This is a genomic window from Streptomyces sp. PA03-5A (assembly GCF_033792725.1).
In the GTDB taxonomy this organism is placed as follows: Bacteria; Actinomycetota; Actinomycetes; order Streptomycetales; family Streptomycetaceae; genus Actinacidiphila.
The window spans coordinates 340635-365993 of record NZ_JARAVL010000001.1; the positions used below are offsets into that span (position 1 = coordinate 340635).

A 25359-nucleotide genomic window follows, 5' to 3' on the forward strand; every position below is an offset into this window, starting at 1 on the left:
TAAGGAGCGGCTTTCCCCCTGATCTGTCACTTAGATCTCCCCTGTGTCGTACTGTCACTCTTATCGACGGGACCTCGACGGCACAGGTTGCCCCGGGACGGTGGATTCTTGCGGCAGGCAGGGGAATTGGGACACCCGTAACGGGGAAGATCTTGGCGATTCCACGCCCGGAGGGGCCCAATTGCGTGACGATGCCCTTTTCGGCACCGAAGTGGCCGGGGTGCGGCCTACCGGCGCCCGGCGGACAAGTGGAAGAGTCGACGACATGCAGGTCTGGCCGGGTCAGGCATATCCCCTCGGCGCCACGTACGACGGCGCCGGCACCAACTTCGCGGTCTTCTCGGAGACCGCGGAACGGATCGAGCTGTGTCTGCTGCACGACGACGGCTCGGAGACCGCCGTCGAGCTGCGGGAGGCGGACGCCTTCGTCCGCCACGCGTACCTCCCGGGCATCATGCCCGGTCAGCGCTACGGCTTCCGGGTCCACGGCCCCCACGAGCCGACCCGGGGCCACCGCTGCAACTCCGCGAAGCTGCTGCTGGACCCGTACGCGAAGGCGATAAGCGGGACGATCGACTGGGACGAGGCGGTGTACGGCTACCGCTTCGGGGAGCCCGAGTCCCGCAACGACCTGGACTCGGCGCCCCACACCATGACCTCGGTGGTGGTGAACCCGTACTTCGACTGGGCCGAGGACCGCAGCCCCCGCATCGACTACCACCGCACGGTCATCTACGAGGCGCACGTCAAGGGCCTGACGATGCTCCACCCGGAGCTCCCGGAGGAGATCCGCGGCACCTACGCCGCGCTCGCCCACCCCGCGGTGATCTCGCACCTGACGGAGCTGGGCGTCACGACGCTGGAGCTGATGCCGGTCCACCAGTTCGTCCACGACCACCGGCTGGTGGACGCGGGGATGCGCAACTACTGGGGCTACAACACGATCGGCTTCTTCGCCCCGCACAACGCCTACGCCTCGATGGGCGACCGCGGCCAGCAGGTGCTGGAGTTCAAGACGGCCGTGCGCGAGCTGCACCGGGCGGGCATCGAGGTGATCCTCGACGTGGTCTACAACCACACGGCCGAGGGCAGCCACCTGGGGCCGACGCTGTGCTTCCGGGGCATCGACAACGCCTCGTACTACCGGCTGGCCGACGACCCGCGCTACTACACGGACACCACCGGCACCGGGAACTCGCTGCTGATGCGCAGTCCCCACGTGCTGCAGATGATCATGGACTCACTGCGCTACTGGGTCACCGAGATGCACGTCGACGGCTTCCGCTTCGACCTCGCGGCGACCCTCGCCCGGCAGTTCCACGAGGTGGACCGGCTGTCCTCGTTCTTCGACCTCGTGCAGCAGGACCCGGTGGTCAGCCAGGTGAAGCTGATCGCCGAGCCCTGGGACGTCGGCGAGGGCGGCTACCAGGTGGGCAACTTCCCGCCGCTGTGGACGGAGTGGAACGGCAAGTTCCGCGACACGGTGCGCGACCTGTGGCGCGGCGAACCGGCCACGCTGGCCGAGTTCGGCTCCCGGCTGACCGGTTCCTCCGACCTCTACCAGGACGACGGCCGCCGGCCGCTCGCCTCCATCAACTTCGTGACCTGCCACGACGGCTTCACCCTGCGCGACCTGGTGTCGTACAACGACAAGCACAACGAGGCCAACGGGGAGAACAACCGGGACGGCGAGAGCCACAACCGCTCGTGGAACTGCGGCGCCGAGGGCGAGACCGAGGACGAGGACGTGCTCGCCCTGCGCGAGCGCCAGATGCGCAACTTCATCGCCACCCTGATGCTCTCCCAGGGGGTGCCGATGCTCGCCCACGGCGACGAGTTCGGCCGCACCCAGCAGGGCAACAACAACGCCTACTGCCAGGACAACGAGCTGGCCTGGGTACCGTGGCCCAAGGAGGGCGACGCGGACACCGAGCGGCTGCACGACTTCACCCGCCAGATGGTCTGGCTCCGCCGCGACCACCCCGTCTTCCGCCGCCGCCGCTTCTTCCACGGGCGGCCGGTCGAGGGCACGCACGACGACCTCTCGGACATCGCCTGGTTCACCCCTGAGGGTGAGGAGATGGCCCAGGACGACTGGCAGGAGACCCAGGCCAACGCCCTGGTGGTCTTCCTCAACGGCAGCGCGATCTCCGAGCCCGGCGACCGCGGGGAACGGATCGGCGACGACTCCTTCCTGCTGATGTTCAACGCCTGGTACGAACCGCTGGACTTCGTGGTCCCGGTGAACCACGGCAAGGAGTGGCAGGTGGTCGTGGACACCCAGCGGTCGGAGGGCGTGCCCCCCGGCTCGGGGCGCAAGGTGACCCAGGGCGACCGGCTGCGGCTGGCCGACCGCAGCATGATGGTCCTGCAGCGCCCGGCGTAACCGGCCGCCCGATGTGATGGGCGCACCGGTCGGCGGGGTAGTCAGTCCACCATGACAGAAAGCGCCGCGACCCCGCCGACCGCTGTCGTCCCCTCCGTGCCGAGCGCCACCTACCGGCTCCAGCTCCAGCCCGACTTCCCCTTCGCCGCGGCCGAGGCCGTCGTCCCCCATCTGGCGGCGCTCGGCGTCTCCCACCTGCACCTCTCCCCCGTGCTGCAGGCCGTGCCCGGCTCCACGCACGGCTACGACGTCGTCGACCACACCCGGGTGCGCGAGGAACTCGGCGGCGAGAAGGGGCTGCGCGCGCTGGCACGCACCGCCCGGGCGCACGGCCTCGGGCTCGTCCTGGACGTGGTCCCCAACCACATGGCGGTGCCGGCGCCCGAGCATCTGGCCCGGCCGCTGTGGGAGGTGCTGCGGGACGGGCCGCGGTCCCCGTACGCGCGCTGGTTCGACGTCGACTGGGCGGCGCAGGGCGACCGGCTGCTGCTGCCGGTTCTGGGCGGCCCGCTGGAGGAAGTACTGCCCGACCTGCGCGTCGAACGCGACCGCGCCGCCGGCGAGCGGGTGCTGCGCTACCACGACCACGCCTTCCCGCTGCGCCCCGGCACCGAGGAGCTGCCGCTGCGCGCGCTGGTCGACGCCCAGTGGTACCGGCTCGCCTGGTGGCGGCAGGCCCGCACCGAGCTGAACTACCGGCGCTTCTTCACCATCTCCGAGCTCATCGCGGTCCGCGTCGAGGACGACGAGGTCTTCGCCGCCACCCACGCCACCTTGCTGCGCCTGCTGGACGAAGGTGTCGCCGACGGACTGCGCATCGACCACCCGGACGGCCTCGCCGACCCCGCCGGCTACCTGCGGCGGCTGGCGGACGCCTCCGGCGGCCGCTGGACGGTCGTGGAGAAGATCCTCACCGGCGACGAACGGCTGCCGGCCGACTGGGCCTGCTCCGGCACGACCGGCTACGACGCCCTGGACCGCCTCGACGGGCTGTTCACCGACCCGGCGGGCGTCGAGGAGATCACCCGCTTCTACCGCGCGTTCACCGCCGCCCCCGCCGACGCGGGCGGCGAGTGGCAGCCGACCGTACGGGCCGCCGCCGAACGCATCGTCACGCACGACCTGGCCGCGGAGGTGGACCGGCTGACCCGCTCCGCGGTCCGCGCCACCGGGCTGGAGCCCGCCGCACTGCGCGAGGCGATCGAGGCGACGCTCGTCCGGCTGCCGCGCTACCGCCCGTACGTCGTCCCCGGCGAGCCCGCGGACGCGGAGGACACCGCCCTGCTGGAGGCCGCGGCCGGTGCCGCCGGGCACCCGGCGGCCGGGACGGTGTGCGACCTGGCGCTGGGCCGGCACCCGGGCGGCGGGGAGGCCGCCGCGGACTTCGTGGTGCGCTTCGCCCAGGTCTGTTCGGCGCTGCGCGCCAAGTCCGCCGAGGACACCGCCTTCTACCGCTACCACCCCCTGCTCAGCCTCAACGAGGTCGGCCGCGAGCCGGACCGTCCCGCCACCTCGCCCGAGGACTTCCACGCCTTCTGCGAGCGGCTGCGGCGCGACTGGCCGCTGACCGGGACGGTGCGCTCCACCCACGACACCAAGCGCAGCGCCGACGTCCGCGCCCGGCTCGCCGCGCTGAGCGAGCTGCCCGGCGAGTGGTCCGGCTGGCTGGGCGAGGTCTCGGCGGACCTGCGGGAGTACCTGGAGCACCGCGGGGTACCGCTCCCGGCGCGTCATGCGGAGTACCAGGCCTGGCAGTACGCGGCGGTCTTCTGTGACCCCGGTGCCGCGGAGCCGGTGACCGCCACCATGCTCAAGTCGGAGCGCGAGGCGGGCCTGCGCACCTCGTGGACCGACCAGCGTCCGGAGTACGAGCAGGAGCTGACCGGCTTCGTCCGTGAACTGGTCGGCGGACCGGCCGCCTTCGCCACCGGGCGCATCGACCGCGCCCTGCGCGGGCCCGAACGCGTCAACGTCCTCGGCGCGCACCTGGCGCACCTGACGATGCCGGGCGTGCCCGACGTCTACCAGGGCGACGAGGAACGGCAGTTGCTGCTCGTCGACCCCGCCAACCGCCACCCGTACGACCCGGGCACCGCGGAGGGCGACCCGAGCGAGAAGCGGCGGGTGACCGAGTTCGCGCTGCGCCTGCGCCGGGCCCGCCCGCAGTGGTTCACCGGCCCGGAGGCCTCGTACGAGCCGCTGTACGCGCGCGGCCCGGCCGGGGAGCACTGCGTGGCCTTCGTCCGCGGCGGGCGGGCGCTCACGGTCGTCACCCGGCTGTCCCGGCGGCTCGCGCACGCCGGGGGCTGGCGCGGAACGGAGCTGGTGCTGCCGGAGGGGGCCTGGACGGAGGTGCTGACGGGCCGTCCGTTCCAGGCCGTGGTGCCGCTGGCGGAGCTGCTGGACCGCCTGCCGGTGGGCCTGCTGGTGCGTGACGTCGACGAGTGAGGTCCCGGGGGCGGGAGATTTCCGGTACAGACGGATACGGAGCACGAAAGCCGGTAATGTCCCGCCCATTGAGCGCCGTCGGGGCACCCCCCGGCGGCGCGGGGGAAGGGACGTCCATGCTCCGGAAGTGCGTGCCGGCGCTCGCCGCCGTGCTGCTGGCGGGCGGCTGCGGCGGCGGGTCCGCCCCCGTCCGCACGGCTGCCGCGGAACCACCGTCGACGGGATCCTCCGTGAACGCTCCGGACGGCACCCCGCCCGTCCCGGAGAGCACCGCGCCGTCGCCGTCCGCCGTGGAGCCGTCCGACGCGGTGGTCACCGAGGACGGCACGCCGGCCGGAACCCCCTCCGACGGCGCCGGTCCGTCCGTCGACCCGGACGGGGCGCCGGCGGGCGGCCCCGGGCGACGAGCTGCGACGCCCTGCCAGGCAGCGGCACCTTCACCGACCCGCTGCAGCTCGGCGTCGTCGACGGTCCCGTGGTCGCCGAGGGCTGCGCGCCGCTGACCCGGGCTCGCCCTTCAACGTCCGGTACTTCTCGTTCACCCTGCCCGCCGCGCCCGGCGCGGACGCGCACGCCGGACCGTCGTTCGCCCTCACCCAGGACGCGCTGGGACCGGTGTACCCGGCCGTCGTCCTGCCCGGCGGGTGGGTCCTCAAGCACAGCCTGGGGTCCGGCTACTGGACGGGGACGGAGCCCTGGTTCACGGGCCGGTACCAGCCGATCGCCGACCTGGCGCCGGGCACCTGCATCCTGCATCCTGCGCACGGAGAAGCTCGACTCGCCCCTGCACTCGCTGACCACGCCGGCCTACGACGTCGTCGTCGACCCCGGCGGCACGGCCGCTGGCCACTGATGGACCGTCAACCGCCGTGCGGCACGCCGTTGCTGACCCCGAGTCGCACGACCGGGCGCGCTGTACGGTATGCGGCATGTATACCGATATTCCCTTCATCCCGCGTCTCGCCGGGGTGCACCACGTCACGCTGCCCGTCGGCGATCCGGCCCGTTCGGAGGCGTGGTACGAACGGGTGCTGGGCCACCACCGGATCGCGGAGTTCACGGAGGGCGGCGCCTTCGCCGGCATCGCCATGGCCCACCCCGGCGGCGGACCCGTGCTGTGCCTGCGCCACGACCCCGCCCTCGCCGCCGCCTCCGCGGGCTTCGCGTGGTTCTCGCTGGGCGTCCCCGACCTCCCCGCGCTGGAGGCGCTGGCCGCCCGTCTGGACGCGCTCGGCGAGCCGCGCGGCGCCGTCGTCCGCACCGCCCGCGGCTGGCTCCTGGCGCAGCTGCACGACCCGGACGGCCACGAGTTGCGCTTCGCGACCGCCGACGAGGGGCCGCCGCCGTGCCGCGGGCAGGTCCTGCGCCTCGCGGGCGGCCGCGAGCCGCTGCTCCGGTCCCGCACCGCCTGAGCGACGCGGGCCTCACTGTCGGACCCCGCTGTTAACGTCCTGCCATGGACGCCTCGGAAGCCCTGCTCATCCGCATCGAGAACGACCCGGTCGCGGCACAGCACCTCGCCTGGCCCGGTGACTTCGACATCACCCGCCGCGACCCGGTCGAGGACGTGCGCCTGCCCTCGGGCCTCGTGATGCGCCCCATAGCCGGCGACGGCGCCGGCGGCACGTTCTTCCTCTGCGGTGAGCCCGGCGACGCCGGGCGGCCCGTGGTGTACGCGGACTCCGAGGGGCAGGCGGCGCTGATCGGCGAGGACCTGGCGGAAGCGGTCGAGCTGATCGTGTCCTGCCCGATGTGGTGGCGGGAGGTGGACTCGGGACTCCCCCTGGAGGAGCTGGAGGCCGAGGTGCGCGAGGACCACCCGGACCTGGACCGGCAGCGCGAAGAGGTGGCTGCGGCCCTCGGGCTGACGCTCCCTCCGGTCGAGGAGGTCGTCGCCCGGCTGCAGGCGACGGCTGCGCGCACGGCGCCGGACTTCCTGCCGTACGTGGACGACGACGATCACGAGCCGTACGAGCCGCTGTTCCGGCCCTGAGGCCCGGAAGCCCGAAGCCGGCGCGGCCTCAGGCGGTGGTGAGGCGGAAGCTCATCGCGCCGAAGGTGACCTGGTCACCGGGGCGGACGGCCGCGGCACCCATGACGCGGTGGCCGTTGACCCACGTGCCGTTCATCGAACCGAGGTCGCGCAGGACCCACAGCCCGCCCTCGTGGCTGAGCTCGGCGTGGAAACGGGACGTCGAGGAGTGGCTGAGCCGGAAGGTGCACGACAGGTCCCGGCCGATCCGCACCGGGAAGGGCCCGGGGGCGGGCAGCAGCAGGGGCGGCAGCTGCTGGACGGCCCAGGCCTGCCGCATACGGGCGCGGAAGGCCGACGTCTTGGTGACGGCGCGGACGATCGAACCGGTCAGCCGGGCCCAACGTCCCTGTGCGGGCGGCAGGTCGGCGACGAGGGCGGCCAACTCGTCGGAGTGGCGCGCCTTGAGCGCGAGTCCCATGCGGCGCACGAAGGTGTCGTGCGACAGCCGCCCGTCGACGGCCCCCTCACGGAGTACCTCGATGGCGCGCTCGCGTTCGGCGTCCGTGGGACGCGCCGGGTGCGTGGGGAACTCATAGCTCACCTGCGTGATTGTCGGGCCGCGGAGGCCGGGGTGTCCAGAAGGTGCGGCCCGTGCGGCCGCGCCGTTAATTGCGTGGACGCCGCGGAGGCTGATGGCTACGGTGGGCACACGCCCTTGACCGAGGAAGGAGGCGGAAGCCATGTGCCTGTTCACCGTTCCGCGCTCCCGCCCCGTTGTCCGCAGGGCGTACTCCGTCTGACCGGGAGCGCTCCGCTCTTCCGTGAGGACTTCTCCTTCATGACCGATCTGGTCTTCCGCCCGCTCGTCGCGGGCGAATCGCACCTCTTCCACTCCCTGACCCCCGAGGACCACGGCCTGGTCGGCCGGTCCCTGATGGGTCACTCCTACGCCATGACCGACGAGGGCGGCGAGTACCGTCCCGACTGGACCTGGGTGGCCCTGCGCGACGGCGTCGTGGTCGCCCGCGCGGCCTGGTGGGCGGCTCCGGCCGACGAGAAGCCGATAGCGCTCGACTGGTTCGACTTCACCGACGCCGACGCGGCCGTACGGCTGCTGCGGACGGCGCCGCTCAAGGCCGAGTACGAGCTGGTGCTGCCCCCCGGCTGGCGGGAGCGGCGCGAGGTCCGCGAGGCCGCCCAGTCCCGCATCGACGCGGCGATCGTCTCCGGCATGGAGCTGCTCGTCGAACGCTACCGCTACGTCTGGACCCCCGAGTGCGGGCTGCCCGAGCGCACCGGACGGCTCGAGTACCGGCCGGAGCCGGACGACGGCGTGATCCTGGACGTACTGAGGCGCATCGGGGTCGGCAGCCTCGACGCGCACACCCGCCGCATGGTGCGGCTGCACGGCCCGGACGCGGCCGCCCGCGAGGAGCTGGAGTTCCTCAACTGGCTGCAGTCGCCCCGCGAGTGGTGGCGCCTGGCGTACACCCCGGAGGGCGAGCTCGCCGGCATCCAGGTGCCGGGGCGCAACCCGGGTGCGTTCTGCGTCGGCTTCATCGGTGTCCTGCCGGAGCAGCGCGGCCACGGCTACGCCTACGACCTGCTGGTCGAGTGCACGAACGACCTGGCCGGACACGGCGCCGAGCGGATCGCCGCCGCCACCGACCAGGGCAACGCGCCGATGGCGGCGCACTTCGCCAAGGCGGGTTATCCGGTCGCCGGGGAGCGCGTCAACCTGGTGTGACCCCCCGGACGGCGGGCAGCATGGTGCCCATGCGCTTCGACGTGTGGGCACCGGACGCCGGTGAGGTGGAGGTACGGGTCGACGGCCGGGCTCACGACATGGAGCGCGACCCCGAACGCCAGGGCTGGTGGTACGCGGACGTGCCCGCCGGGCACGGTACGCGCTACGCCTTCGCGCTGGACGGGGGCCCACCGCGGCCCGACCCCCGCTCCCGGCGGCAGCCGGACGGGCCGGAGGGCCCGAGCGCGGTCGTCGACCACGACCGCTTCGCCTGGGCCCACGAGTGGGCGGGCCGCCCGCTGCCCGGCGCGGTCCTCTACGAGCTGCACGTCGGCACCTTCACCACCGACGGGACCTTCGACGCCGCGGTCCAACACCTTCCGTACCTGGCCGGGTTGGGGATCACCCACATCGAGCTGATGCCGCTCTGCCCGTTCCCCGGCACGCACGGCTGGGGGTACGAGGGCGTGTCGCTGTGGGCCGTGCACGAGCCCTACGGCGGCCCCGACGGGCTCAAGCGCTTCGTGGACGCCGCGCACGGCCACGGGCTCGGGGTGGTGCTGGACGTCGTCCACAACCACCTCGGCCCCTCGGGCAACCACCTGCCCGCCTTCGGGCCGTACTTCACCGACCGCCACCACACCCCGTGGGGCGACGCCGTCAACCTCGACGCCCCCGGCTCCGACGAGGTGCGCGACTTCCTGGTCGGCAGCGCCCTGTCCTGGCTGCGCGACTACCGCCTCGACGGGCTGCGGCTCGACGCCGTCCACGCCCTCGTCGACACCCGCGCGGTGCACCTGCTCGAGGAGCTCTCCACCTCCGTCGACGCCCTGTCGGCCGCGGTCGGCCGCCCGCTCTTCCTGATCGCCGAGTCCGACCGCAACGACCCGCGCACCACCGACCCGCGCGAGGCCGGCGGCCTGGGTGTGCACGCCCAGTGGAACGACGACTTCCACCACGCCCTGCACACCGCCGTCACCGGCGAGGCCCAGGCGTACTACGCGGACTTCGCCGTCTCCCCGGTGACCGCCGTGGCCAAGGCACTGCGCCGGGTCTTCTTCCACGACGGCACCCACTCGAGCTTCCGCGGCCGCGCCCACGGCCGCCCCGTCGACCTGACGACCACCCCGGGCCACCGCTTCCTCGCCTACACCCAGACCCACGACCAGATCGGCAACCGCGCCACCGGTGACCGCCTCGGCGCGAGCGTCCCTGCGGGGCTGCTCGCCGCGTCCGCCGCGCTCGTCCTCACCTCCCCGTACACGCCGATGCTGTTCATGGGCGAGGAGTGGGGCGCCCGCACGCCCTGGCAGTTCTTCACCGACCACGACGACCCCGAGCTCGCCGCCGCCATCACCCGGGGCCGCCGCCGCGAGTTCGCCGAGCACGGCTGGAAGGCCGAGGACATCCCCGACCCCCAGGACCCGGCGACCCGGCTGCGCTCCTGCCTGGACTGGTCAGAACCCGCCCGGGAGCCGCACGCGGAACTGCTGGCCTGGTACCGGCGGCTCATCGCGCTGCGCCACGCCGAGCCCGAGCTGACCGACCCCGCCCTGGACGCCGTCCACGTCACCGTGGGCGAGCACACCCTGCGGCTGGACCGCGGACGCTTCCGGATCGCCGTCAACTTCTCCCCCGAGGAGGCGCTGGTCCCCCTCCACCACCCCGGCCGCGCCGACCCTCCGGGCTACGTCCCGGTCGCCGCCTGGCGTCCCGGACCACCGCCCGCCGACACCGGCTGCCTCCACCTGCCCGGCCACTCGGTCGCCGTGCTCCGTGAGCGCTGATTACCCTGATCGGGTGACGACCGACGACGAGCCCCGCGCGATCTGCGTCCACTGCGGCGACCCGACCGAGTACCCCGACTCGCAGCCGGGCGCGACCCTCTGCCCGGTCTGCGCCTGGCACGAGGCCCAGCGCACGGCCTGCAGCGGCTGAACCGCGCGGCCCGGTGGGGTCAGTCCTCCAGCAGCAGCTTGCGGGCGACCTCGACGTCGAAGGACGCGGGCGGGCACACCGGGTCTATCAGTTCCAGGTGCTCCATCAGCAGCCGCCCGACGGCCCAGTTCCGGTACCACTTGCGGTCGGCGGGGACGACGTACCAGGGCGCGGCCTCCGTGGAGCAGCGTCCGAGCACGTCCTCGTACGCCTGCTGGTAGGAGGGCCACATCGCCCGGTCCTCCAGGTCGCCGGGGCCGAACTTCCAGTGTTTGCAGGGGTTGTCCAGCCGTTCCAGCAGGCGGGTGCGCTGCTCCTCGCGGCTGATGTGCAGGAAGACCTTGACGACGCTGACGCCGTCGTCGGCGAGCGAGGCCTCGAAGGAGTTGATGGTCTCGCAGCGCTCCTCCCACACCGAGCGCGGCGCCCGGCCCCTGACCCGCGGCACGAGGACGTCCTCGTAGTGGGAGCGGTCGAAGACCCCTATCCGCCCGCGACCGGGCAGGGCCCGCTCGACGCGCCACAGGAAGTGGTGGGCCTGTTCCTCCGCCGTCGGGGCCTTGAAGGCGGTGATGCGGCACCCCGCGGGGTCGAGCAGGCTCGCGAGGTGCCGTACGGCGCCGCCCTTGCCCGAGGTGTCCATGCCCTGGAGCAGGACGAGGACCGAACGCGGGTCGCCCGCCGTGCTCTGTGCGAAGAGCCGCTCCTGCAGCGCCGTGATCCGGCCGCGTGCGTACGGCACGCACGCCAGCGCCTCGGCCTTGCCGGCCGGGCCGCCCGGCGTGGCGCGGGGGTCGTACGACCGCAGCCGCACGGGGCCGCCGCCCGACGGGACCCGCAGCTTCGCGCGCAGCCCGGGCCTGGTTCCGGATGCGGTGTCCGGGCTCCTCTTCGTCACCGCGCCTCCCTCCGGGGGACCCTCCCCGCTCCCCGCGGGCTCCGGTCCGGTGATCCGATGGTGCGCCGGATCCCCCGGCGCCGCCAACGCGTCCGGGAGCCACGGGTGTCACGGCCCGGGCGCCGCGCGCACCGCCGGGAGCGGAGCTCAGGCGTCCGGGGTGGCGAGCCGCTCGGCGTCGCGGGCGAGGGCGGTGAGGCGGGAGATGGCCCGGAAGTACTTCTTGCGGTAGCCGCCGGCGAGCATCTCCTCGCTGAAGATGCCGTCGAAGGGCCGGCCGGAGGCCATGACGGGGACCTCGCGGTCGTAGAGCCGGTCGGCCAGGACGACCAGGCGCAGCGCGGTGGCCTGGTCCTCCACGGGACCGACGCCGCGCAGGAAGACCGCCTCGACGCCGTCGCAGAGCGCGCCGTAGCGGCTGGGGTGGACCCGGGCGAGGTGGGCGAGGAGGGCGCCGAAGTCGTCCAGGGAGGCGCCCGGGGTGCGGCCCGCGGCAGCGGTGACCTGCTCGTCGGTGTACGGCGCGGGGGCCTCGGGAAGGCCGCGGTGGCGGTAGTCCTCGCCGTCGATGCGCAGCGACCGGAAGCGGGCGGACAGGCCCTGGATCTCGCGCATGAAGTCGGCGGCCGCGAACCGGCCCTCGCCGAGCTTGCCGGGCAGGGTGTTGGAGGTCGCGGCCAGCTTCACCCCGGCGTCGGCCAGCTTGCCCAGCAGGGTCGAGACGAGCACGGTGTCGCCGGGGTCGTCGAGTTCGAACTCGTCGATGCAGACCACCCGGTGCCCGCTGAGCGCCTGCACGGCCTGCTGGAAGCCGAGGGCGCCGACGAGGTTGGTCAGCTCCACGAAGGTGCCGAAGGCCTTCTGCTCGCGCGGCGCGGGCGTGGCGTGCCACAGCGAGGCGAGCAGGTGGGTCTTGCCCACGCCGTAGCCGCCGTCGAGGTAGACCCCGCCGGGTCCGGCCGGGGCGGCGGGTGCGGCCTGACGCCGGAACCAGCGCTTGCGCCCGCCGTCGGCGGGGGCGCCCAGCCCCTCCGCGAAGGCCCGCAGCGTGCCGACGGCCTGGGCCTGGCTCGGCTGCTTCGGGTCCGGGAGGTAGGTGTCGAACCGTACGGAGTCGAAGCGCGGCGGCGGCACCATCTCGGCCACCAGCCGGTCCGCCGGGACGTGCGGCTCGCGTCCGCTCAGCGAGACGGGCGGCGTCCCGCCGGGTATCGGGCTGGATGCTTGCGCGGCGGCGAAGGACGAGGACACAGCACTCCAGCCTAGTGCCTCGCCGGTGGTCCTCCCGCCGCCGTGTGGCCGACCCCACTGCGTGGGGGGCGTGGAAGACTGCAGCCATGCGCCGCCTCTTCCCCGCCCCCGCGACCGCTGCCGCACCGGCACCCGCCGAGACCCTGGACACGCCGGAGGCGCTGGCCGACGCCTACGCGTACCCGGAACCGGCAGGCGGGGAGCCTTGGCTGCGGGCGAACATGGTGTCGTCGCTGGACGGCGCGGCCCGGCACGACGGACGCTCCCAGCCGCTCTCCTCGGACGCCGACATGCGGGTGTTCGGGGTGCTGCGGGCCCTGGCCGACGTGGTGGTCGTCGGCGCGGAGACGGTGCGGCAGGAGGGCTACCGCCCGGCCCGCGCCCGGGAGGCCTTCGCGGCCCGCAGGGCCGCGGCGGGACAGGGCCCGGCCGCCGCGATCGCCGTGGTGAGCGCCCGGCTCGACCTGGACTTCTCGCTGCCGCTGTTCACCGATCCGCTGGTGCCGACCCTCCTGCTGACCGGCGAGGACGCCCCGGCCGACCGGGTCGCGGCGGCCGGGAAGGCGGGGGCACGGGTCGTCCGGGCCGGCTCGGGCACGGGCGTGGAGCCGGCGCGCGTGGTGCGCGAGCTGGCCGCGCTGGGGCTGCGCCGGATGCTGACCGAGGGCGGGCCCCGGCTGCTCGCCCAGTTCGCCGCCGCCGGGGTGGTCGACGAGCTGTGCCTGACGATCGCGCCGCTGCTGACCGCCGGTGACGCCATGCGCATCATGAACGGACCCGGCATCACCGACCCCGTCCGTTACACCCCGGTGTCGATCCTGGAGGAGGACGGCTTCCTGTTCACCCGCTACGTACGCGGCTGACCGGCCCCCCGGTGCGACCGGGACCGGCCACCGGCCGCCCACGCCACCGGCCTCACCCGGATGGCGCCGATTGCCCGCCCCGCACTCGTCCGCGTGCCACGGCCCGGGAACGGATGTCCCCGCGTGCCCCGCGCCCGGACGGGGCAGGATGGTTTCCGTGGCAGGCCCGACGGCCCGCGAGAGAGAAGGACGCGTCCGTGTTCACGACCGTACTCATGATCGAGCAGCCGCTCGTCCCCGCCGATGTGGATCTGGTCACCACGCTCCACGGTGACGAGCCCGTCTCCTTCGTCGTCCTGATGCAGCCACGCGGCGACCAGGACCGGCTGCTGCGGGCCATCGACGACGTCGCCCTCGGCGAACTCGACAAGGCCGTCCACGAGCGCGAGCGCCCCGAGGGCGACAAGGCCCTGATGCCCGCCGAGCGCGCGCTGAGCCACAGCCTGACCGCCCTGCGCGAGGCGGGCTGCGAGGCCGTGGGCGAGGTGGTCGAGCGGCACCCCATCGAGCTGATGAAGTCGGTGGTCGAGCAGACCCACGCCGACGAGGTCATCGTGCTGACCGCCCCGCACCTGGTGGAGGAGTTCTTCCACCGCGACTGGACCTCCCGGGCCCGGCACAAGGTCGGCGTGCCGGTGCTGAAGCTGTTCGCCCACAACGCGGAGGACTGAGCGGACGCCGTGTCCCCGACTGGTGGAAGAATCGGGGACGGCCGACGACCGACCTCGTGAGTTCCAGGGAGCACCTCGCATGAGCCCCACCCTTCCCCCCGGTATGGACCGACCGCACTTCATCGGGATCGGCGGGGCCGGGATGTCGGGCATCGCGAAGATCCTGACCCAGCGCGGCGCCGCCGTCGCGGGCAGCGACGCGAAGGACTCCGACACGGCCGGGGCGCTGCGCGCGCTGGGCGCGACCGTCCACATCGGCCACTCGGCCGCGCACCTCGCGCAGGACGCGACCTGCGTGGTCGTCTCCAGCGCCATCCGTGAGGACAACCCGGAGCTGGTGGCGGCCCGCGGGCGCGGCATCCCGGTGGTGCACCGCTCGGACGCGCTGGCGGCGCTGATGGGGGGCTCGCGCCCGATCGCGGTGGCCGGCACGCACGGCAAGACGACCACCACCTCCATGCTCGCGGTGAGCCTGTCCGCGCTGGGCCTGGACCCGTCGTACGCCATCGGCGGCGACCTGGACGCCCCGGGCTCCAACGCCCACCACGGCACCGGCGAGATCTTCGTGGCGGAGGCGGACGAAAGCGACCGCAGCTTCCAGAAGTACGACCCCGAGGTGGCGATCGTGCTCAACGTGGAGCTCGACCACCACGCGAACTACGCGTCGATGGACGAGATCCACGAGTCGTTCGAGGTCTTCGTCGGCAAGATCGTCCCCGGTGGCACCCTGGTCGTCGGCGAGCACTCCGGCGCGCGGGAGCTGGCCGCCCGGGTGGCGGGCCGCGAGGGGCTGACCATCGTGCGCGTCGGCGAGGACGAGCAGGCCGACGTGCGGATCCTGCGGATCACCCCGCACGGGATGTCCAGCGAGGTCACCGTCCGCCTGGGCGGCGAGGAGCACACCTTCACCGTCTCCGTGCCCGGCCGCCACTACGCCCACAACGCGGTCGCCGCCCTGGCCGCGGGCGTCGCGCTGGGCGTCCCGGCGGAGGGCCTGGCCAAGGCGCTCGGCACCTACACCGGGGTGAAGCGCCGGCTGCAGCTGAAGGGCACCGCCGCGGGCGTCCAGGTGATCGACTCCTACGCGCACCACCCGACCGAGATGACCGCGGACCTGCAGGCCCTGCGCGAGGCGGCGGACGACCGGCGCATCGTCGTGGTCTTCCAGCCCCACCTGTTCAGCCGCACCCAGGAGCTGGGCCGCGAAATGGGCCGGGCCCTCGCGCTCGCCGACGCCTCCGTGGTGCTGGACATCTACCCGGCCCGCGAGGACCCGATCCCCGGCATCACCAGCGACCTGATCATCGACGCGGCCGTCGCGGCGGGCGCCGACGTCACCGCGGAACACGACAAGGAAGCGGTCCCCGAGGTCGTCGCCGGAATGGCCAAGCCCGGTGACCTTGTTCTCACCATGGGCGCGGGCGACGTGACCGATCTCGGTCCGCGCATCCTCGCGCGCCTGGAGAACTGAGGAGAGGGAGGACCATGGCGTACGAAGTCGACAAGTCCGAGGAGCAGTGGCGTCAGGAGCTGACGCCACAGGAGTACGCGGTCCTGCGCCAGGCGGGCACGGAGCGTCCCTTCGTGGGCGAGTACACCGACACCAAGACCCGCGGCGTCTACTCGTGCCGCGCCTGCGGCGCCGAACTGTTCACCTCGGACACCAAGTTCGAGTCGCACTGCGGCTGGCCGTCCTTCTACGACCCGAAGGACAGCAAGGCCGTCGAGCTGATCGAGGACCGCTCGATGGGCATGGTCCGCACCGAGGTCCGCTGCACCCGCTGCGGCTCGCACCTGGGCCACGTCTTCGAGGGCGAGGGCTACGACACCCCGACGGACCAGCGGTACTGCATCAACTCGATCTCGCTGCGGCTGGCCCCCGTGGAGGACTGATCACGAAATCCGACGGCTAGGCCCCTCGCGTGGGGCGGACGCGCCACGCGGGGCGCGTACGTCGACTCCCCGCCCACCGGGTGGCAACGTGGCCCGGCATGGAACACCACGTACGGGCCAGGTTGCTGCTGGCCAGCGCCACCATGCTCTTCGTCGAACTGGCGCTGATCCGGTGGGCGGGCGCGAACGTCGTCCATCTGAGCTACTTCTCCAACTTCATCCTGCTCGGCTCGTTCCTGGGGATCGGGCTGGGCTTCCTGATCGCGGCGGAACGCGGCCGGTGGCTCAAGCGGTGGGCGCCGCTGCCGCTGGCCGTGCTCGTGGTGCTGGTGCGGGAGTTCCCTGTCCAGGTGCGGCAGAGCAGCGGCGACATCATCTACTTCACGGCGGTGAGGACCACCGGGCTGCCGCAGTGGGTGACGCTGCCGGTGCTCTTCCTGCTGGTGGCGTTCGCGATGATGGCGATCGGCAAGATCACCGCCGATCTGTTCCGGCAACTGCCGTCGCTGGAGGCGTACCGGTGGGACCTGCTCGGCTCGCTGACCGGTTCCGTGGCCTTCGCGGGGGTGTCCTGGCTGCGCGCGCCCTCCCTGGTGTGGGGGCTGATCGCCGCTGCGGCGCTGCTGGTCCTCGGCGGCCGGCGGAACACGCTGCGGTACGCGCTGCCGCTGGCGGCGATGGTCCTGGCGCTGCTCTTCGAGTCGCTGGCGCCGGGGGTGTCCTGGTCGCCGTACTACAAGATCGAGCTGACCCGCCCGGAGCCGGGCACCAGTTCCCGGACGTACAAGATCGCCGCCAACGGCGTGCCGCACCAGAGCATCGCGCCGCTGAAGGTGCTGCAGCAGCCCAACTCGCCGTACGAGCAGGCCTACCGGGAGACCCCGGACAATCCGCACCGCAAGGTGCTGGTGATCGGCGCGGGCAACGGCAACGACGTCGCCGTCGCCCTGGCCAACGGCGCGCAGTACGTGGACGCCGTCGAGATCGACCCGCGGCTGCAGGAGATCGGGGCGCAGCTGCACCCCGCGCGGCCGTACGAGAACCCGCGGGTGCACGTCCACATCAACGACGGGCGGGCCTTCCTGGAGCGGACGAAGACGAAGTACGACCTCGTCGTGCTGGCGCTGCCCGACTCGCTGACGCTGGTGTCGGGCGCGAGCAACCTGCGGCTGGAGAGCTACCTCTTCACCAAGCAGGCCTTCGAGTCGGCACGTGACCACCTCGCGCCCGGCGGCGCGTTCGCGATGTACAACTACTACCGCCAGAACTGGCTGATCGACCGCTTCGCGGGAAGCCTGGACCAGGTCTTCGGGCACGCCCCGTGCATGACGGAGTACAGCAAGCGCGCCGCGGTCCTCGTGGCCGGGCTGACGCCGGCCGACCAGACGTGCGGGACGGTCTGGCGGGCCAGCGGGGCGGTGCCGCCGCCCGCGGACGACGACCACCCGTTCCCCTACCTCCTGCACCGCACCGTGCCGAGCCTCTACCTCGGCGCGCTCGGCCTGATCCTGCTGGTCACCGTGATCTCGGTGCGGCTGGCCGGGGTGCGGCTGCGCGGGACGCTGCGCTACGCCGACATGTTCCTGATGGGCGCGGCCTTCCTGCTGCTGGAGACCAAGAACGTCATCGGCTTCGCCCTGTACTTCGGCACCACCTGGCTGGTGAACGCGCTGGTCTTCATCGGGGTGCTGCTGGCGGTGCTGGCCGCCGTCGAGGTGCGGCGCCGCATGCGCCGGCTCAACCAGACGGCCCTGCAGATCCTGCTCTTCGTCACGCTCGCCGTCGGCTGGCTGGTCCCGGCGCAGGCCGTGCTGTCGCTGCCCTTCGCGGCACGGCTGGCGGCGGCCGTCGCGCTCGCCTTCGCGCCGATCTTCTGCGCCAACCTGATCTTCTCCGACCGCCTCGCCCAGGCACCGGACCCGACCGCCGCCTTCGGCGCCAACCTCCTGGGCGCGCTGACCGGCGGCACCCTGGAGTACCTGGCGCTGCTCACCGGCTACCGCGCGCTGCTGATCCTGGTGGCCGTGCTGTACGCCGGGGCCTGCGTCGCGATGCGGCTGTCCGGTGGCGGTGGCCCCGCCGGCGGCGACGGCGCGGGGCAGGGCCGGCAGGACGCCACGGCGCACGGAAACCGGCTGGTGCGCGAGGGTCCCGCTGCAGCACCATGACGGGATGCTGAGCGTCCTGCTGCCCTTCCTCGGTGCCTGCACCCTGATCGCCGCGGCCCCCGGGCCGAGCACGGTGCTGATCATCAGGCACTCCCTGCGCAGCCGCCGGGCCGGCTTCGCGACCGTCCTCGGCAACGAGACCGGTGTGTTCGTCTGGGGGCTGTGCGCCGCCTTCGGCCTCACCGCGCTCCTCGCGGCCTCACAGCTCGCCTACGACGTCGTGCGGGTCGTCGGCGCCGCCGTCCTGATCTGGTTCGGCGTCCAGGCGTTGCGTGCCGCCCGCCGCGGCCCGGATCCCGAGCGGGCCGCGGCGGGTGAGGACGTGACGCTGACGCCGTGGGCGGCCTACCGCGCCGGGCTCGGCATGAACCTGGCCAATCCCAAGGCGGCGGTCTTCGCGATGTCGTTCCTGCCGCAGTTCGTGCCCTCCGGCGCGCCCCAGCTCCCCGCGATGGTGGCGCTCGCGGCGCTGTGGGCGGTCTACGAGGTCGGCTACTACGGGGCGTACGTCTGGTTCGTCGACCGCCTGAGGGCGGTGTTCAGTCGCGCCGCGGTGCGGCGCCGCCTGGAGGCGGTGTCCGGTGGCGTGCTGGTCGCGCTGGGCGTCCGGATGGCCCTGGAGGGCTGAGCGGCCGCGCCCCCGCCCCTCACCCGCGGCGTGCGCTGAGCGTCGCCGCGAGCAGGCCGGCGCCCGCGGCGGCGAGCGCCGCGAGCAGGAGGGGCACCAGCGGGAACGGGACCGCGCCGGTACGGGAACCGGTGACGAGCCCGGTGACCGCCGCGTTGGCGGGCGATCCGGCGGCGACGAGGACCAGGACCGCGGTGAGGGCCGTGACGGGCACCGCCCATCCGGGGCGGAGCAGCACCGGGGGGTTGGTGAGCGCGCCGACGGCGGTGCCGAGCAGCGCGCTCACCAGGGCGGCCAGGAGACCGGCCACGGCCGCCGGGACCACCGGGATGGCCTTGAGGTGGTCCGTGGTGCGGGGGTCGGCGATGCCGAGGACCACGGCGGTGCCCGCGGTGCCCAGCACCACCGAGCACAGCAGCGCCGCCAGGACGCCCGCTGTGTGGGCCCGCCCCGGCCCGGCGGCGGCCGCCACGCAGGCGCGGGCGGCCGGCGGCTCGGCCGTCACGCTGACCCGCACCAGCCAGGCCGCGGCCGGGAGCAGCGCGGCGGCGCTCCAGCCGAGGGAGTCCAGCAGCGGCTGCGGTCCCCCGGCCAGCCCGATCCCCATGACGGCGACGTGGAGCAGCAGCGGCGGCAGCCAGCGGAAGGACCGCAGGAGCACGGCGGTCCGGTAGCGCAGCAGGGCGGTCATGAGGACTCCGTGGACGGCTGCGCGGGCGGCTCCGCGGGGCGGACCGCCCGGATGTGCCAGGGCGGCGTGGCGGTAAGGAGCCGCCGCAGGACGGCGTCGGACCCGGCGGCCGGGACGGTCACCCGGAGCGTGCCGGGCGCGGCGGGCTCGTACGCGAGCCCGGCCGGCGGCTGCCCGCCGCCGGTGGCCTCGATGACGACGCGCGGCCCGGCGGCGGCGTCCAGGGGCACCGGCACGAGCCGGGCGCCCTCGACGCGGTGGACCTCCGTGATGTCGCCGGCCAGCCGGCGCGGGTCGTGGTCGACGAGGACGACCGTGCCGCCGGCGGCGCTGCGGGCGCGCACGGCGTCGTCCAGGACGGTGCGCGCGTCCCGGTCGAGCCCCGTCCACGCCTCGTCGAGGACGAGGAGTTCCGGCTCGGCCACCAGCGCCTGGGCCACCGCGACCTTCTGGCAGGTGCCCTTGGACAGCTCGGCGAGCGGGGTCCGGGCGTACCCGGCGATGCCGAAGCACTCCAGCCACTGCTCGGCCCGCCGGGCGGCGGTGCGGCTGCCGAGCCCGTGCACCCGCCCCAGGTGCACGAGGTAGCCGTGCGCGTCGAAGGGCAGTGCCGGCGGGAACCGCTCGGGCACGTACGCGGTGCGCGGGCGACCGCTGACCCGGCCCGTGGTGGGGCGGTCGATGCCGGCGAGGATCCGCAGGACCGTGGACTTGCCGCTGCCGTTCGCCCCCTCGACGCGCAGCACCCGTCCCCCGGGCACGTCGAGATCGACGCCGCGCAGCACCCAGGGCCCGCGCGCCCCGTACCGGCGGCCGACCGCCTCCAGCCGCACGTCAGTTGGACGGCTGGTGGGGCTGGGACTCGCTCGGCCGGACGATGACGAAGCCCTCCCCCTGCAGCATCAGCTGCACCGCCTCGCCGGAGCCGCCGCGCAGCATCGAGCCGAAGCTCTGCGAACGGTGCAGGGAGGTCTGCAGCTGGGCGCTCCAGCCGACGACCGCGTCGGTGTCGACGTACACCGGGGCCTGCGGGGTGACCGGGATGACGATCGGGTTGCCCTCGCACATCACGCCGAGCCGGCCGTGCCCGGTGAAGACGCTGTTGAACAGGCCGCCGCCGGCCATGCCCGCGCCCTTCACGACCTTTATCTCGTAGGAGAGGGTCGAGTCGAAGACCAGCACGTTGCGGCCGTTGATGGTGAGGCTGTCGCCGGGGTCGAGGTCGATGACGAAGCAGTTGGCGGCCTCGTGCGCGAACCAGGCCTCGCCCTGGCCGCGCACCGACATCAGCGGCAGGCCCTCACCGGTGAAGGCGCGCTTGAGGAACTTGCCGACGCCCTGCCCCTTCACCTCGAACTGCAGGTTGCCCCGGAAGGCGATCATCGAGCCCTGGCGCGCCAGGCACTCGCCGTTCACCGCGTACTTGATCGACTTGGCGTTCTGGAGGGTCATGCCGGGCTCGGTGGCCGGCTGCGCCGTGTTCTCGGTCGCGAAGAGGTCGCTGTGCACCCCGGCATCCTGGCCCGGAGGGATCGGCTCCGACAAGCTCTTGCGGGGCGGGTGGCAGACTGTCGAGGTGACAACCGATCCTCGCGACGCCGCTCCCCAGTTCGTCCTCCCCCTGGTCGTCCGCATCGAGCGGACCGCCCCGCCGGCGCGGACCGACGCGCTGGAGACGGCCGCCCGTGCCGTGCTCCTGCTGCGCTCCGACGAGCGCGCCACCGCCGCGGACGGGGAGTGGGCCGGGGCGGTACGGGGCTGGGAGGACGCCCGCATCCGCAAGGTCGTACGGCGGGCGCGCGGCGCCGAGTGGCAGCGGGCCGAGGCGCTGCCCGGCATCACGGTCACCGGCAAGTCCGCCGAGGTCCGCGTCTTCCCGCCGGTTCCGCTGGACGGCTGGCCCAAGGACCTGGCGCGGCTGCAGGTGTCCGGGACGGAACTGGAGGACCCGGAGCCGCCCGCCGGGCCGGAGACCGGGACGCCGGTGCTCTGGCTCAACCCCGGGGTGCAGATGTCGGCCGGCAAGACCATGGCGCAGGCCGGGCACGGCGCCCAGCTCGCCTGGCTCGCACTGCCCCCCGCCGAGCGCGCGCAGTGGCGCGAGGCCGGTTTCCCGCTGGCCGTGCGCACGGCGCCGCAGGCCGGCTGGGAGACGCTCACCGCCTCCGGGCTGCCCGTGGTGCGGGACGCCGGGTTCACCGAGATCGCCCCGGGGTCGTGCACCGTCGTGGCGGACCACCCGGCGCTGCGCCGCTGAGGCCCCAAGCTCAAATCAAGCTCTGAAACCCGCCCCCGCGGGGTTCACCCGCCGTGCGCGGGGCCAGAACCCCGGCAGGAGGAAGGGGGGCGCATGGAGCACTCGTATCTGGGCACGGGCATCGGCTGGCGGCCGGAGATCGCGGCGGCGGTCGAGGCGCTGGCGGAGGCCGGCCGTGTCGACTGGGTCGAGGCGGTCGCCGAGAACGTCTGCCCGGGTCATCTCCCCGACTCCCTGCTGCGGCTGCGCGAGCGCGGTGTCACAGTCGTCCCGCACGGTGTCTCGCTCGGCCTCGGGGGCGCCGAGCGGCCCGGCGCGGACCGGCTGACCGCGCTCGCGCAGCGCGCGCAGGCGCTGGGCGCCCCGCTGGTCACCGAGCACATCGCCTTCGTGCGCGGCGGCGGGGAGCTGACGGGCTCGGCGCACCTGGAGGCGGGGCACCTGCTGCCCGTGCCGCGGACCCGGGACACGCTGGACGTCCTGTGCGAGAACGTGCGCATCGCGCAGGACGCGCTGCCGGTGCCGCTCGCGCTGGAGAACATCGCGGCGCTGGTGGCCTGGCCGGACGAGGAGATGAGCGAGGGGGCCTTCCTCGCCGAGCTCGTCGAGCGGACCGGGGTACGCCTGCTGATCGACGTCGCCAACCTGCACACCAACCACGTCAACCGCGGCGAGGACCCCCTCGCCGCACTCGACGCGCTGCCGGTGCACGCCATCGCCTACGTCCACGTGGCGGGCGGTGTCGAGAAGGACGGCGTGTGGCACGACAGCCACGCGCACCCCGTCCCCGAGGCCGTCCTGGACGTGCTGGCGGCGCTGTACGAGCGGGCCTGCCCGCCCGGCGTGCTGCTGGAGCGCGACGACGACTTCCCCGCCGGCGGCGAACTGGCCCGCGAACTGGCCGCGATACGCCGCGTGGTGGACGCGGGCACGGGCGGGCGGGCGGACGTGCCGCCGGCCGTGCCCGCAGGGGTCGCCGCGGCGCCCGGGGCGGCCCGTCAGCGCCTCGCGCTGCGCCAGACCGCGCTGTTGTCGGCTCTCGTGGCCGGGACGCCGGTGCCGGAGGGCTTCGACCGGACCCGGATCGGTGTGCAGAGCCGCGCGCTGGCCGCCAAGCGCGCCGGCATCGTCGCCAAGGTGGCGCCGGAGCTGCCGGAGATCCTGGGGGCCGCGTACCGGCCGCAGTTCCTGCGCTACGCCGCGCTGCGGCCGCTCGACGGGGGCTACCGCCACGACGCCATGGCCTTCGCCGCGTACGTCCTCGACGGGGACGGCCCGCACGACCCCGCGGTCACCAGGCGGCTGGCCGCGTGGTGGCGCGAACGCTCGGGTCCGGCACCGCTCGCGGCCTGGCGGCAGCGTCTGCGCGGAAGGGTTTTCCCGGCGCCGCGACAGCCCTCACACGTATTCATACGTATGCGGGACACGCTCCGTTCAAAGCTGCCATAATCTTTTTCCAAGGGCCTCCGACCTGCGGCGGGAATGGCGGCGGAGCCCATCGAGCGCGAAAAGGCAACAACGTACCAAGGACCGGGCCCGGATTCCTGGAATTCGCGAATACGTGACTGTTCCTCGCCTTGGACGCTTCAAACGCACTAACGTGCGGTCCCATGCGATCCACCCGTTACGCCACCGGACTCAGCCTCGTGGTCGGGGCTCTCGTGGTCACCCTCGCCGCGCTGGCCTACCCCGTCATGTCCGGGCTGAACAGCCCCGCCGTGACCGCGGCCGGCGCCCAGACCGTGTCCACGCAGTACGGTCCGCTCACCCAGCTGGACCGCACCTTCGTCACCAAGGTCCGGCTGGCCGGCCTGTGGGAGTTCCCCGCCGGGCAGATGGCCCTGCAGAAGGGGACGACGCCTGCGGTCAAGCGCGCGGGGCAGCACCTGATCGACGGGCACACGAACCTCGACTCGACGTGCCGCACGATCGCGCCCCAATTGGGCATCACTCTGCCCAACCAGCCCACAGCACAGCAAATGGGCTTTCTGGCCACCATGTCCGCGGCGACCGGACCGGATTTCGACCAGAAGTTCGCGAATATCCTGAGGCTCGCCCACGGCCAGGTGTTCTCGGTCGTGGCCCAGGTACGCGCCACCACCCGCAATTCGCTGGTGCGCGAACTGGCGGACCAGGCGAACGCGACGGTGCTCGACCACATCACCGTCCTGGAGAAGACCGGACTGGTCAACTTCGACCAGGTCGCCGTGGACACGACCGCCAGCCCCACCAACCCCGGTGCGGCGGTGCCGGTCTCCCCCGCTCCCGGTGAGCCGACCTTCATCGTCACCCCGTCCCCGACGTACTCACTTCCCCCAGCGGCTTCGTCCCCCCAGCCGTCGCAGTAGAAATGAGCGATCCGATGCCCACACGACAACACATGAACCACCGGCGCAGGTTGAGCACCAAGCAACTCGTGCTGATAGCCGTGCTGGCACTGCTCGGCTCCGGCGGCACCTTCGCCCTGGTCACCGGTTCGGCCTCGGCCCACTGGCGGTCCAACTCCGGTCACTCGGGCGGCTGGCAGAGCCCCAGCCCGGGGAACAGCACCAAGGCGGACAACGGGGGCCAGAACAACGGCGGCCAGAACGGCTCCGCGGCCCCCTCGGCGTCCGCCTCGGCCTCGGCCTCTGCGTCCGCGCCCGCCGGCGGCGGCACGCAGACCAACGGCCCCGCCCCCGAGGACTTCGCCGACATCCGCTCCGTCCAGCCCAACGTCCAGCGGGCGGCGAACCAGCGGGGCGCCTCGCGCGGCACGTTCACGGCGCGCTGCGGCCGCAACGAGAACAAGCACCACAACCCCGACAACTTCATCGTGGCCCCCGGCGTCGCCAACGGCGCGCACCACGTCCACGACTACGTCGGCAACCTGAGCACCGACGGCTTCTCGACCAACGAGTCCCTGGCCGCGGCCGGCACCACCTGCGCCCGCGGGGACAAGTCGGCGTACTTCTGGCCGGTGCTGCGCACCCGCTCCGCCAACGACGCGCCGGACGCCGACGGCAACACCGGCACCATCCTGCAGGCCACCTCGGTGCAGCTGCTCTTCGGGGGCAACCCGAGGGCCAAGGTGGTGGCGATGCCGTCCACGCTGCGGATCATCATGGGTGACGCCAAGTCCTTCACCAACGGCGTCGCCAACGCCAAGGCGTCGTGGAGCTGCACCGGCTTCGAGAACCGCCAGCTCACCGACAAGTACCCGCTGTGCCCGCAGGGCAGCCGGGTGGTCCGCACGCTGAACTTCCCCAGCTGCTGGGACGGGACCAACGTCGACAGCGCCAACCACCGCACGCACATCGTCTTCCCCGACGGTGCCGGGCAGTGCCAGGCCGGTTTCAAGGCCGTGCCCCAGTTGAAGATGCGGCTCACCTACAAGGTCCCGCAGGGCCCGAACTACGCGCTCGACAGCTTCCCCGAGCAGCTGCACAAGCCGGTCACGGACCACGCGGACTTCGCCAACTTCATGCCGACCCGCCTGATGAACCAGGTCGTCAGCTGCATCAACGGCAACCGCAACTGCGGCTGACGCGGTAGCCCGCGCCGCC

General features: G+C 73.4%; 23 protein-coding genes. 17 read left to right on the plus strand and 6 right to left on the minus strand.

The features are described from left to right. The first annotated feature begins 265 nt into the window (after nt 1–265). The 4 genes from glgX (at nt 266) to PV410_RS01600 (ending at nt 6827) form a co-directional block, all read left to right on the plus strand. Nucleotides 266–2386 (plus strand): glycogen debranching protein GlgX, encoded by a 2121-nt coding sequence (gene glgX / locus PV410_RS01585; RefSeq protein ID WP_500321785.1) that lies wholly within the window; start codon nt 266–268, stop codon nt 2384–2386. 51 nt (nt 2387–2437) lie between these two features. Continuing rightward, complete coding sequence (gene treY, locus PV410_RS01590; protein ID WP_500321786.1) at nt 2438–4834, plus strand: malto-oligosyltrehalose synthase; 2397 nt, start codon at nt 2438–2440, stop codon at nt 4832–4834. Between the two features lie 929 nt (nt 4835–5763). After that, the gene (locus PV410_RS01595) at nt 5764–6246 is read left to right on the plus strand and encodes a VOC family protein (protein WP_500321787.1); all 483 of its coding nucleotides are present in this window, start codon (nt 5764–5766) and stop codon (nt 6244–6246) included. Nucleotides 6247–6290: 44 nt separating this feature from the next. Then, entirely contained in the window at nt 6291–6827 is a 537-nt protein-coding gene (locus tag PV410_RS01600; protein WP_500321788.1) for a hypothetical protein, read from the plus strand. A 28-nt stretch (nt 6828–6855) separates the two neighbouring features. Here the strand turns inward: PV410_RS01600 and PV410_RS01605 are convergent, their stop codons facing one another. Next, on the minus strand, nt 6856–7410 hold the full coding sequence (locus tag PV410_RS01605; protein ID WP_499514617.1) for an FHA domain-containing protein: 555 nt from the start codon (nt 7408–7410) through the stop codon (nt 6856–6858). Between the two features lie 237 nt (nt 7411–7647). Between PV410_RS01605 and PV410_RS01610 the strand changes: the two genes are divergently transcribed. The 3 genes from PV410_RS01610 to PV410_RS01620 are packed head-to-tail and all read left to right on the plus strand — an operon-like array spanning nt 7648 to nt 10494. Further along, on the plus strand, nt 7648–8556 hold the full coding sequence (locus tag PV410_RS01610; RefSeq protein WP_500321789.1) for a GNAT family N-acetyltransferase: 909 nt from the start codon (nt 7648–7650) through the stop codon (nt 8554–8556). Nucleotides 8557–8585: 29 nt separating this feature from the next. Continuing rightward, complete coding sequence (gene treZ, locus PV410_RS01615; RefSeq protein ID WP_500321790.1) at nt 8586–10343, plus strand: malto-oligosyltrehalose trehalohydrolase; 1758 nt, start codon at nt 8586–8588, stop codon at nt 10341–10343. 13 nt (nt 10344–10356) lie between these two features. Beyond that, entirely contained in the window at nt 10357–10494 is a 138-nt protein-coding gene (locus tag PV410_RS01620; RefSeq protein ID WP_431967014.1) for a hypothetical protein, read from the plus strand. Between the two features lie 19 nt (nt 10495–10513). Here the strand turns inward: PV410_RS01620 and PV410_RS01625 are convergent, their stop codons facing one another. Then, the gene (locus PV410_RS01625; RefSeq protein ID WP_500321792.1) at nt 10514–11392 is read right to left on the minus strand and encodes a PPK2 family polyphosphate kinase; all 879 of its coding nucleotides are present in this window, start codon (nt 11390–11392) and stop codon (nt 10514–10516) included. A gap of 147 nt (nt 11393–11539) precedes the next feature. Beyond that, nucleotides 11540–12643, minus strand: coding sequence for a cell division protein ZapE (gene zapE, locus PV410_RS01630; RefSeq protein WP_500321794.1), 1104 nt, complete (start codon nt 12641–12643; stop codon nt 11540–11542). Between the two features lie 86 nt (nt 12644–12729). Between zapE and PV410_RS01635 the strand changes: the two genes are divergently transcribed. From PV410_RS01635 to PV410_RS01660, 6 genes are all read left to right on the plus strand, one after another. Beyond that, nucleotides 12730–13506 carry a pyrimidine reductase family protein gene (locus PV410_RS01635; protein WP_500321796.1) on the plus strand — a complete coding sequence of 259 codons (777 nt, stop codon included), beginning with the start codon at nt 12730–12732 and terminating at the stop codon, nt 13504–13506. Nucleotides 13507–13703: 197 nt separating this feature from the next. After that, nucleotides 13704–14177, plus strand: coding sequence for an indole-3-glycerol phosphate synthase (locus tag PV410_RS01640; RefSeq protein ID WP_500321798.1), 474 nt, complete (start codon nt 13704–13706; stop codon nt 14175–14177). Between the two features lie 79 nt (nt 14178–14256). Beyond that, nucleotides 14257–15648 carry a UDP-N-acetylmuramate--L-alanine ligase gene (murC, locus tag PV410_RS01645; RefSeq protein WP_500321799.1) on the plus strand — a complete coding sequence of 464 codons (1392 nt, stop codon included), beginning with the start codon at nt 14257–14259 and terminating at the stop codon, nt 15646–15648. A 14-nt stretch (nt 15649–15662) separates the two neighbouring features. Further along, on the plus strand, nt 15663–16070 hold the full coding sequence (gene msrB / locus PV410_RS01650; RefSeq protein ID WP_499514609.1) for a peptide-methionine (R)-S-oxide reductase: 408 nt from the start codon (nt 15663–15665) through the stop codon (nt 16068–16070). Between the two features lie 98 nt (nt 16071–16168). After that, a complete protein-coding gene (locus PV410_RS01655; RefSeq protein WP_500321801.1) occupies nt 16169–18238 on the plus strand; it encodes a spermidine synthase in 2070 nt (689 codons plus the stop codon). 4 nt (nt 18239–18242) lie between these two features. Beyond that, nucleotides 18243–18866 (plus strand): LysE family translocator, encoded by a 624-nt coding sequence (locus tag PV410_RS01660; RefSeq protein WP_500321802.1) that lies wholly within the window; start codon nt 18243–18245, stop codon nt 18864–18866. Nucleotides 18867–18885: 19 nt separating this feature from the next. On the opposite strand, the gene PV410_RS01665 is transcribed toward PV410_RS01660, so the two are convergent. Genes PV410_RS01665 through PV410_RS01675 form a run of 3 tightly spaced genes read right to left on the minus strand, consistent with a single transcriptional unit; the run spans nt 18886 to nt 21066 of the window. Next, nucleotides 18886–19557, minus strand: a complete 672-nt coding sequence (locus PV410_RS01665; protein WP_500321804.1) for an ABC transporter — start codon at nt 19555–19557, stop codon at nt 18886–18888. Continuing rightward, nucleotides 19554–20390: an ABC transporter ATP-binding protein gene (locus PV410_RS01670; RefSeq protein WP_500321805.1), complete on the minus strand. Its 837-nt coding sequence runs from the start codon at nt 20388–20390 to the stop codon at nt 19554–19556. The genes PV410_RS01665 and PV410_RS01670 overlap by 4 nt, the downstream gene beginning before the upstream one ends. A gap of 1 nt (nt 20391) precedes the next feature. After that, complete coding sequence (locus PV410_RS01675) at nt 20392–21066, minus strand: AIM24 family protein (protein ID WP_500321806.1); 675 nt, start codon at nt 21064–21066, stop codon at nt 20392–20394. Here PV410_RS01675 and PV410_RS01680 point away from each other — a divergent pair. The 4 genes from PV410_RS01680 (at nt 21008) to PV410_RS01695 (ending at nt 25340) form a co-directional block, all read left to right on the plus strand. Further along, nucleotides 21008–21814: an aminoacyl-tRNA hydrolase gene (locus tag PV410_RS01680; protein ID WP_500321807.1), complete on the plus strand. Its 807-nt coding sequence runs from the start codon at nt 21008–21010 to the stop codon at nt 21812–21814. The genes PV410_RS01675 and PV410_RS01680 overlap by 59 nt on opposite strands. 93 nt (nt 21815–21907) lie before the next feature. Next, the gene (locus PV410_RS01685) at nt 21908–23263 is read left to right on the plus strand and encodes an MbnB/TglH/ChrH family RiPP precursor modification enzyme (RefSeq protein ID WP_500321808.1); all 1356 of its coding nucleotides are present in this window, start codon (nt 21908–21910) and stop codon (nt 23261–23263) included. A 161-nt stretch (nt 23264–23424) separates the two neighbouring features. Then, nucleotides 23425–24162, plus strand: a complete 738-nt coding sequence (locus PV410_RS01690) for a DUF4142 domain-containing protein (protein WP_500321809.1) — start codon at nt 23425–23427, stop codon at nt 24160–24162. A gap of 14 nt (nt 24163–24176) precedes the next feature. Further along, a complete protein-coding gene (locus PV410_RS01695) occupies nt 24177–25340 on the plus strand; it encodes a DUF1996 domain-containing protein (protein ID WP_500321810.1) in 1164 nt (387 codons plus the stop codon). Nucleotides 25341–25359 lie beyond the last annotated feature (19 nt).

Coding starts and splice junctions, on each gene's coding strand:
- PV410_RS01685 (WP_500321808.1), top strand. CDS start 21,908: ATGGAGCACTCGTATCTGGGCACGGGCATCGGCTGGCGGCCGGAGATC.
- glgX (WP_500321785.1), top strand. CDS start 266: ATGCAGGTCTGGCCGGGTCAGGCATATCCCCTCGGCGCCACGTACGAC.
- PV410_RS01665 (WP_500321804.1), bottom strand. CDS start 19,557: ATGACCGCCCTGCTGCGCTACCGGACCGCCGTGCTCCTGCGGTCCTTC.
- treZ (WP_500321790.1), top strand. CDS start 8,586: ATGCGCTTCGACGTGTGGGCACCGGACGCCGGTGAGGTGGAGGTACGG.
- PV410_RS01660 (WP_500321802.1), top strand. CDS start 18,243: ATGCTGAGCGTCCTGCTGCCCTTCCTCGGTGCCTGCACCCTGATCGCC.
- murC (WP_500321799.1), top strand. CDS start 14,257: ATGAGCCCCACCCTTCCCCCCGGTATGGACCGACCGCACTTCATCGGG.
- PV410_RS01600 (WP_500321788.1), top strand. CDS start 6,291: ATGGACGCCTCGGAAGCCCTGCTCATCCGCATCGAGAACGACCCGGTC.
- PV410_RS01680 (WP_500321807.1), top strand. CDS start 21,008: ATGCCGGGCTCGGTGGCCGGCTGCGCCGTGTTCTCGGTCGCGAAGAGG.
- treY (WP_500321786.1), top strand. CDS start 2,438: ATGACAGAAAGCGCCGCGACCCCGCCGACCGCTGTCGTCCCCTCCGTG.
- msrB (WP_499514609.1), top strand. CDS start 15,663: ATGGCGTACGAAGTCGACAAGTCCGAGGAGCAGTGGCGTCAGGAGCTG.
- PV410_RS01695 (WP_500321810.1), top strand. CDS start 24,177: ATGCCCACACGACAACACATGAACCACCGGCGCAGGTTGAGCACCAAG.
- PV410_RS01635 (WP_500321796.1), top strand. CDS start 12,730: ATGCGCCGCCTCTTCCCCGCCCCCGCGACCGCTGCCGCACCGGCACCC.
- PV410_RS01610 (WP_500321789.1), top strand. CDS start 7,648: ATGACCGATCTGGTCTTCCGCCCGCTCGTCGCGGGCGAATCGCACCTC.
- PV410_RS01655 (WP_500321801.1), top strand. CDS start 16,169: ATGGAACACCACGTACGGGCCAGGTTGCTGCTGGCCAGCGCCACCATG.
- PV410_RS01690 (WP_500321809.1), top strand. CDS start 23,425: ATGCGATCCACCCGTTACGCCACCGGACTCAGCCTCGTGGTCGGGGCT.
- PV410_RS01595 (WP_500321787.1), top strand. CDS start 5,764: ATGTATACCGATATTCCCTTCATCCCGCGTCTCGCCGGGGTGCACCAC.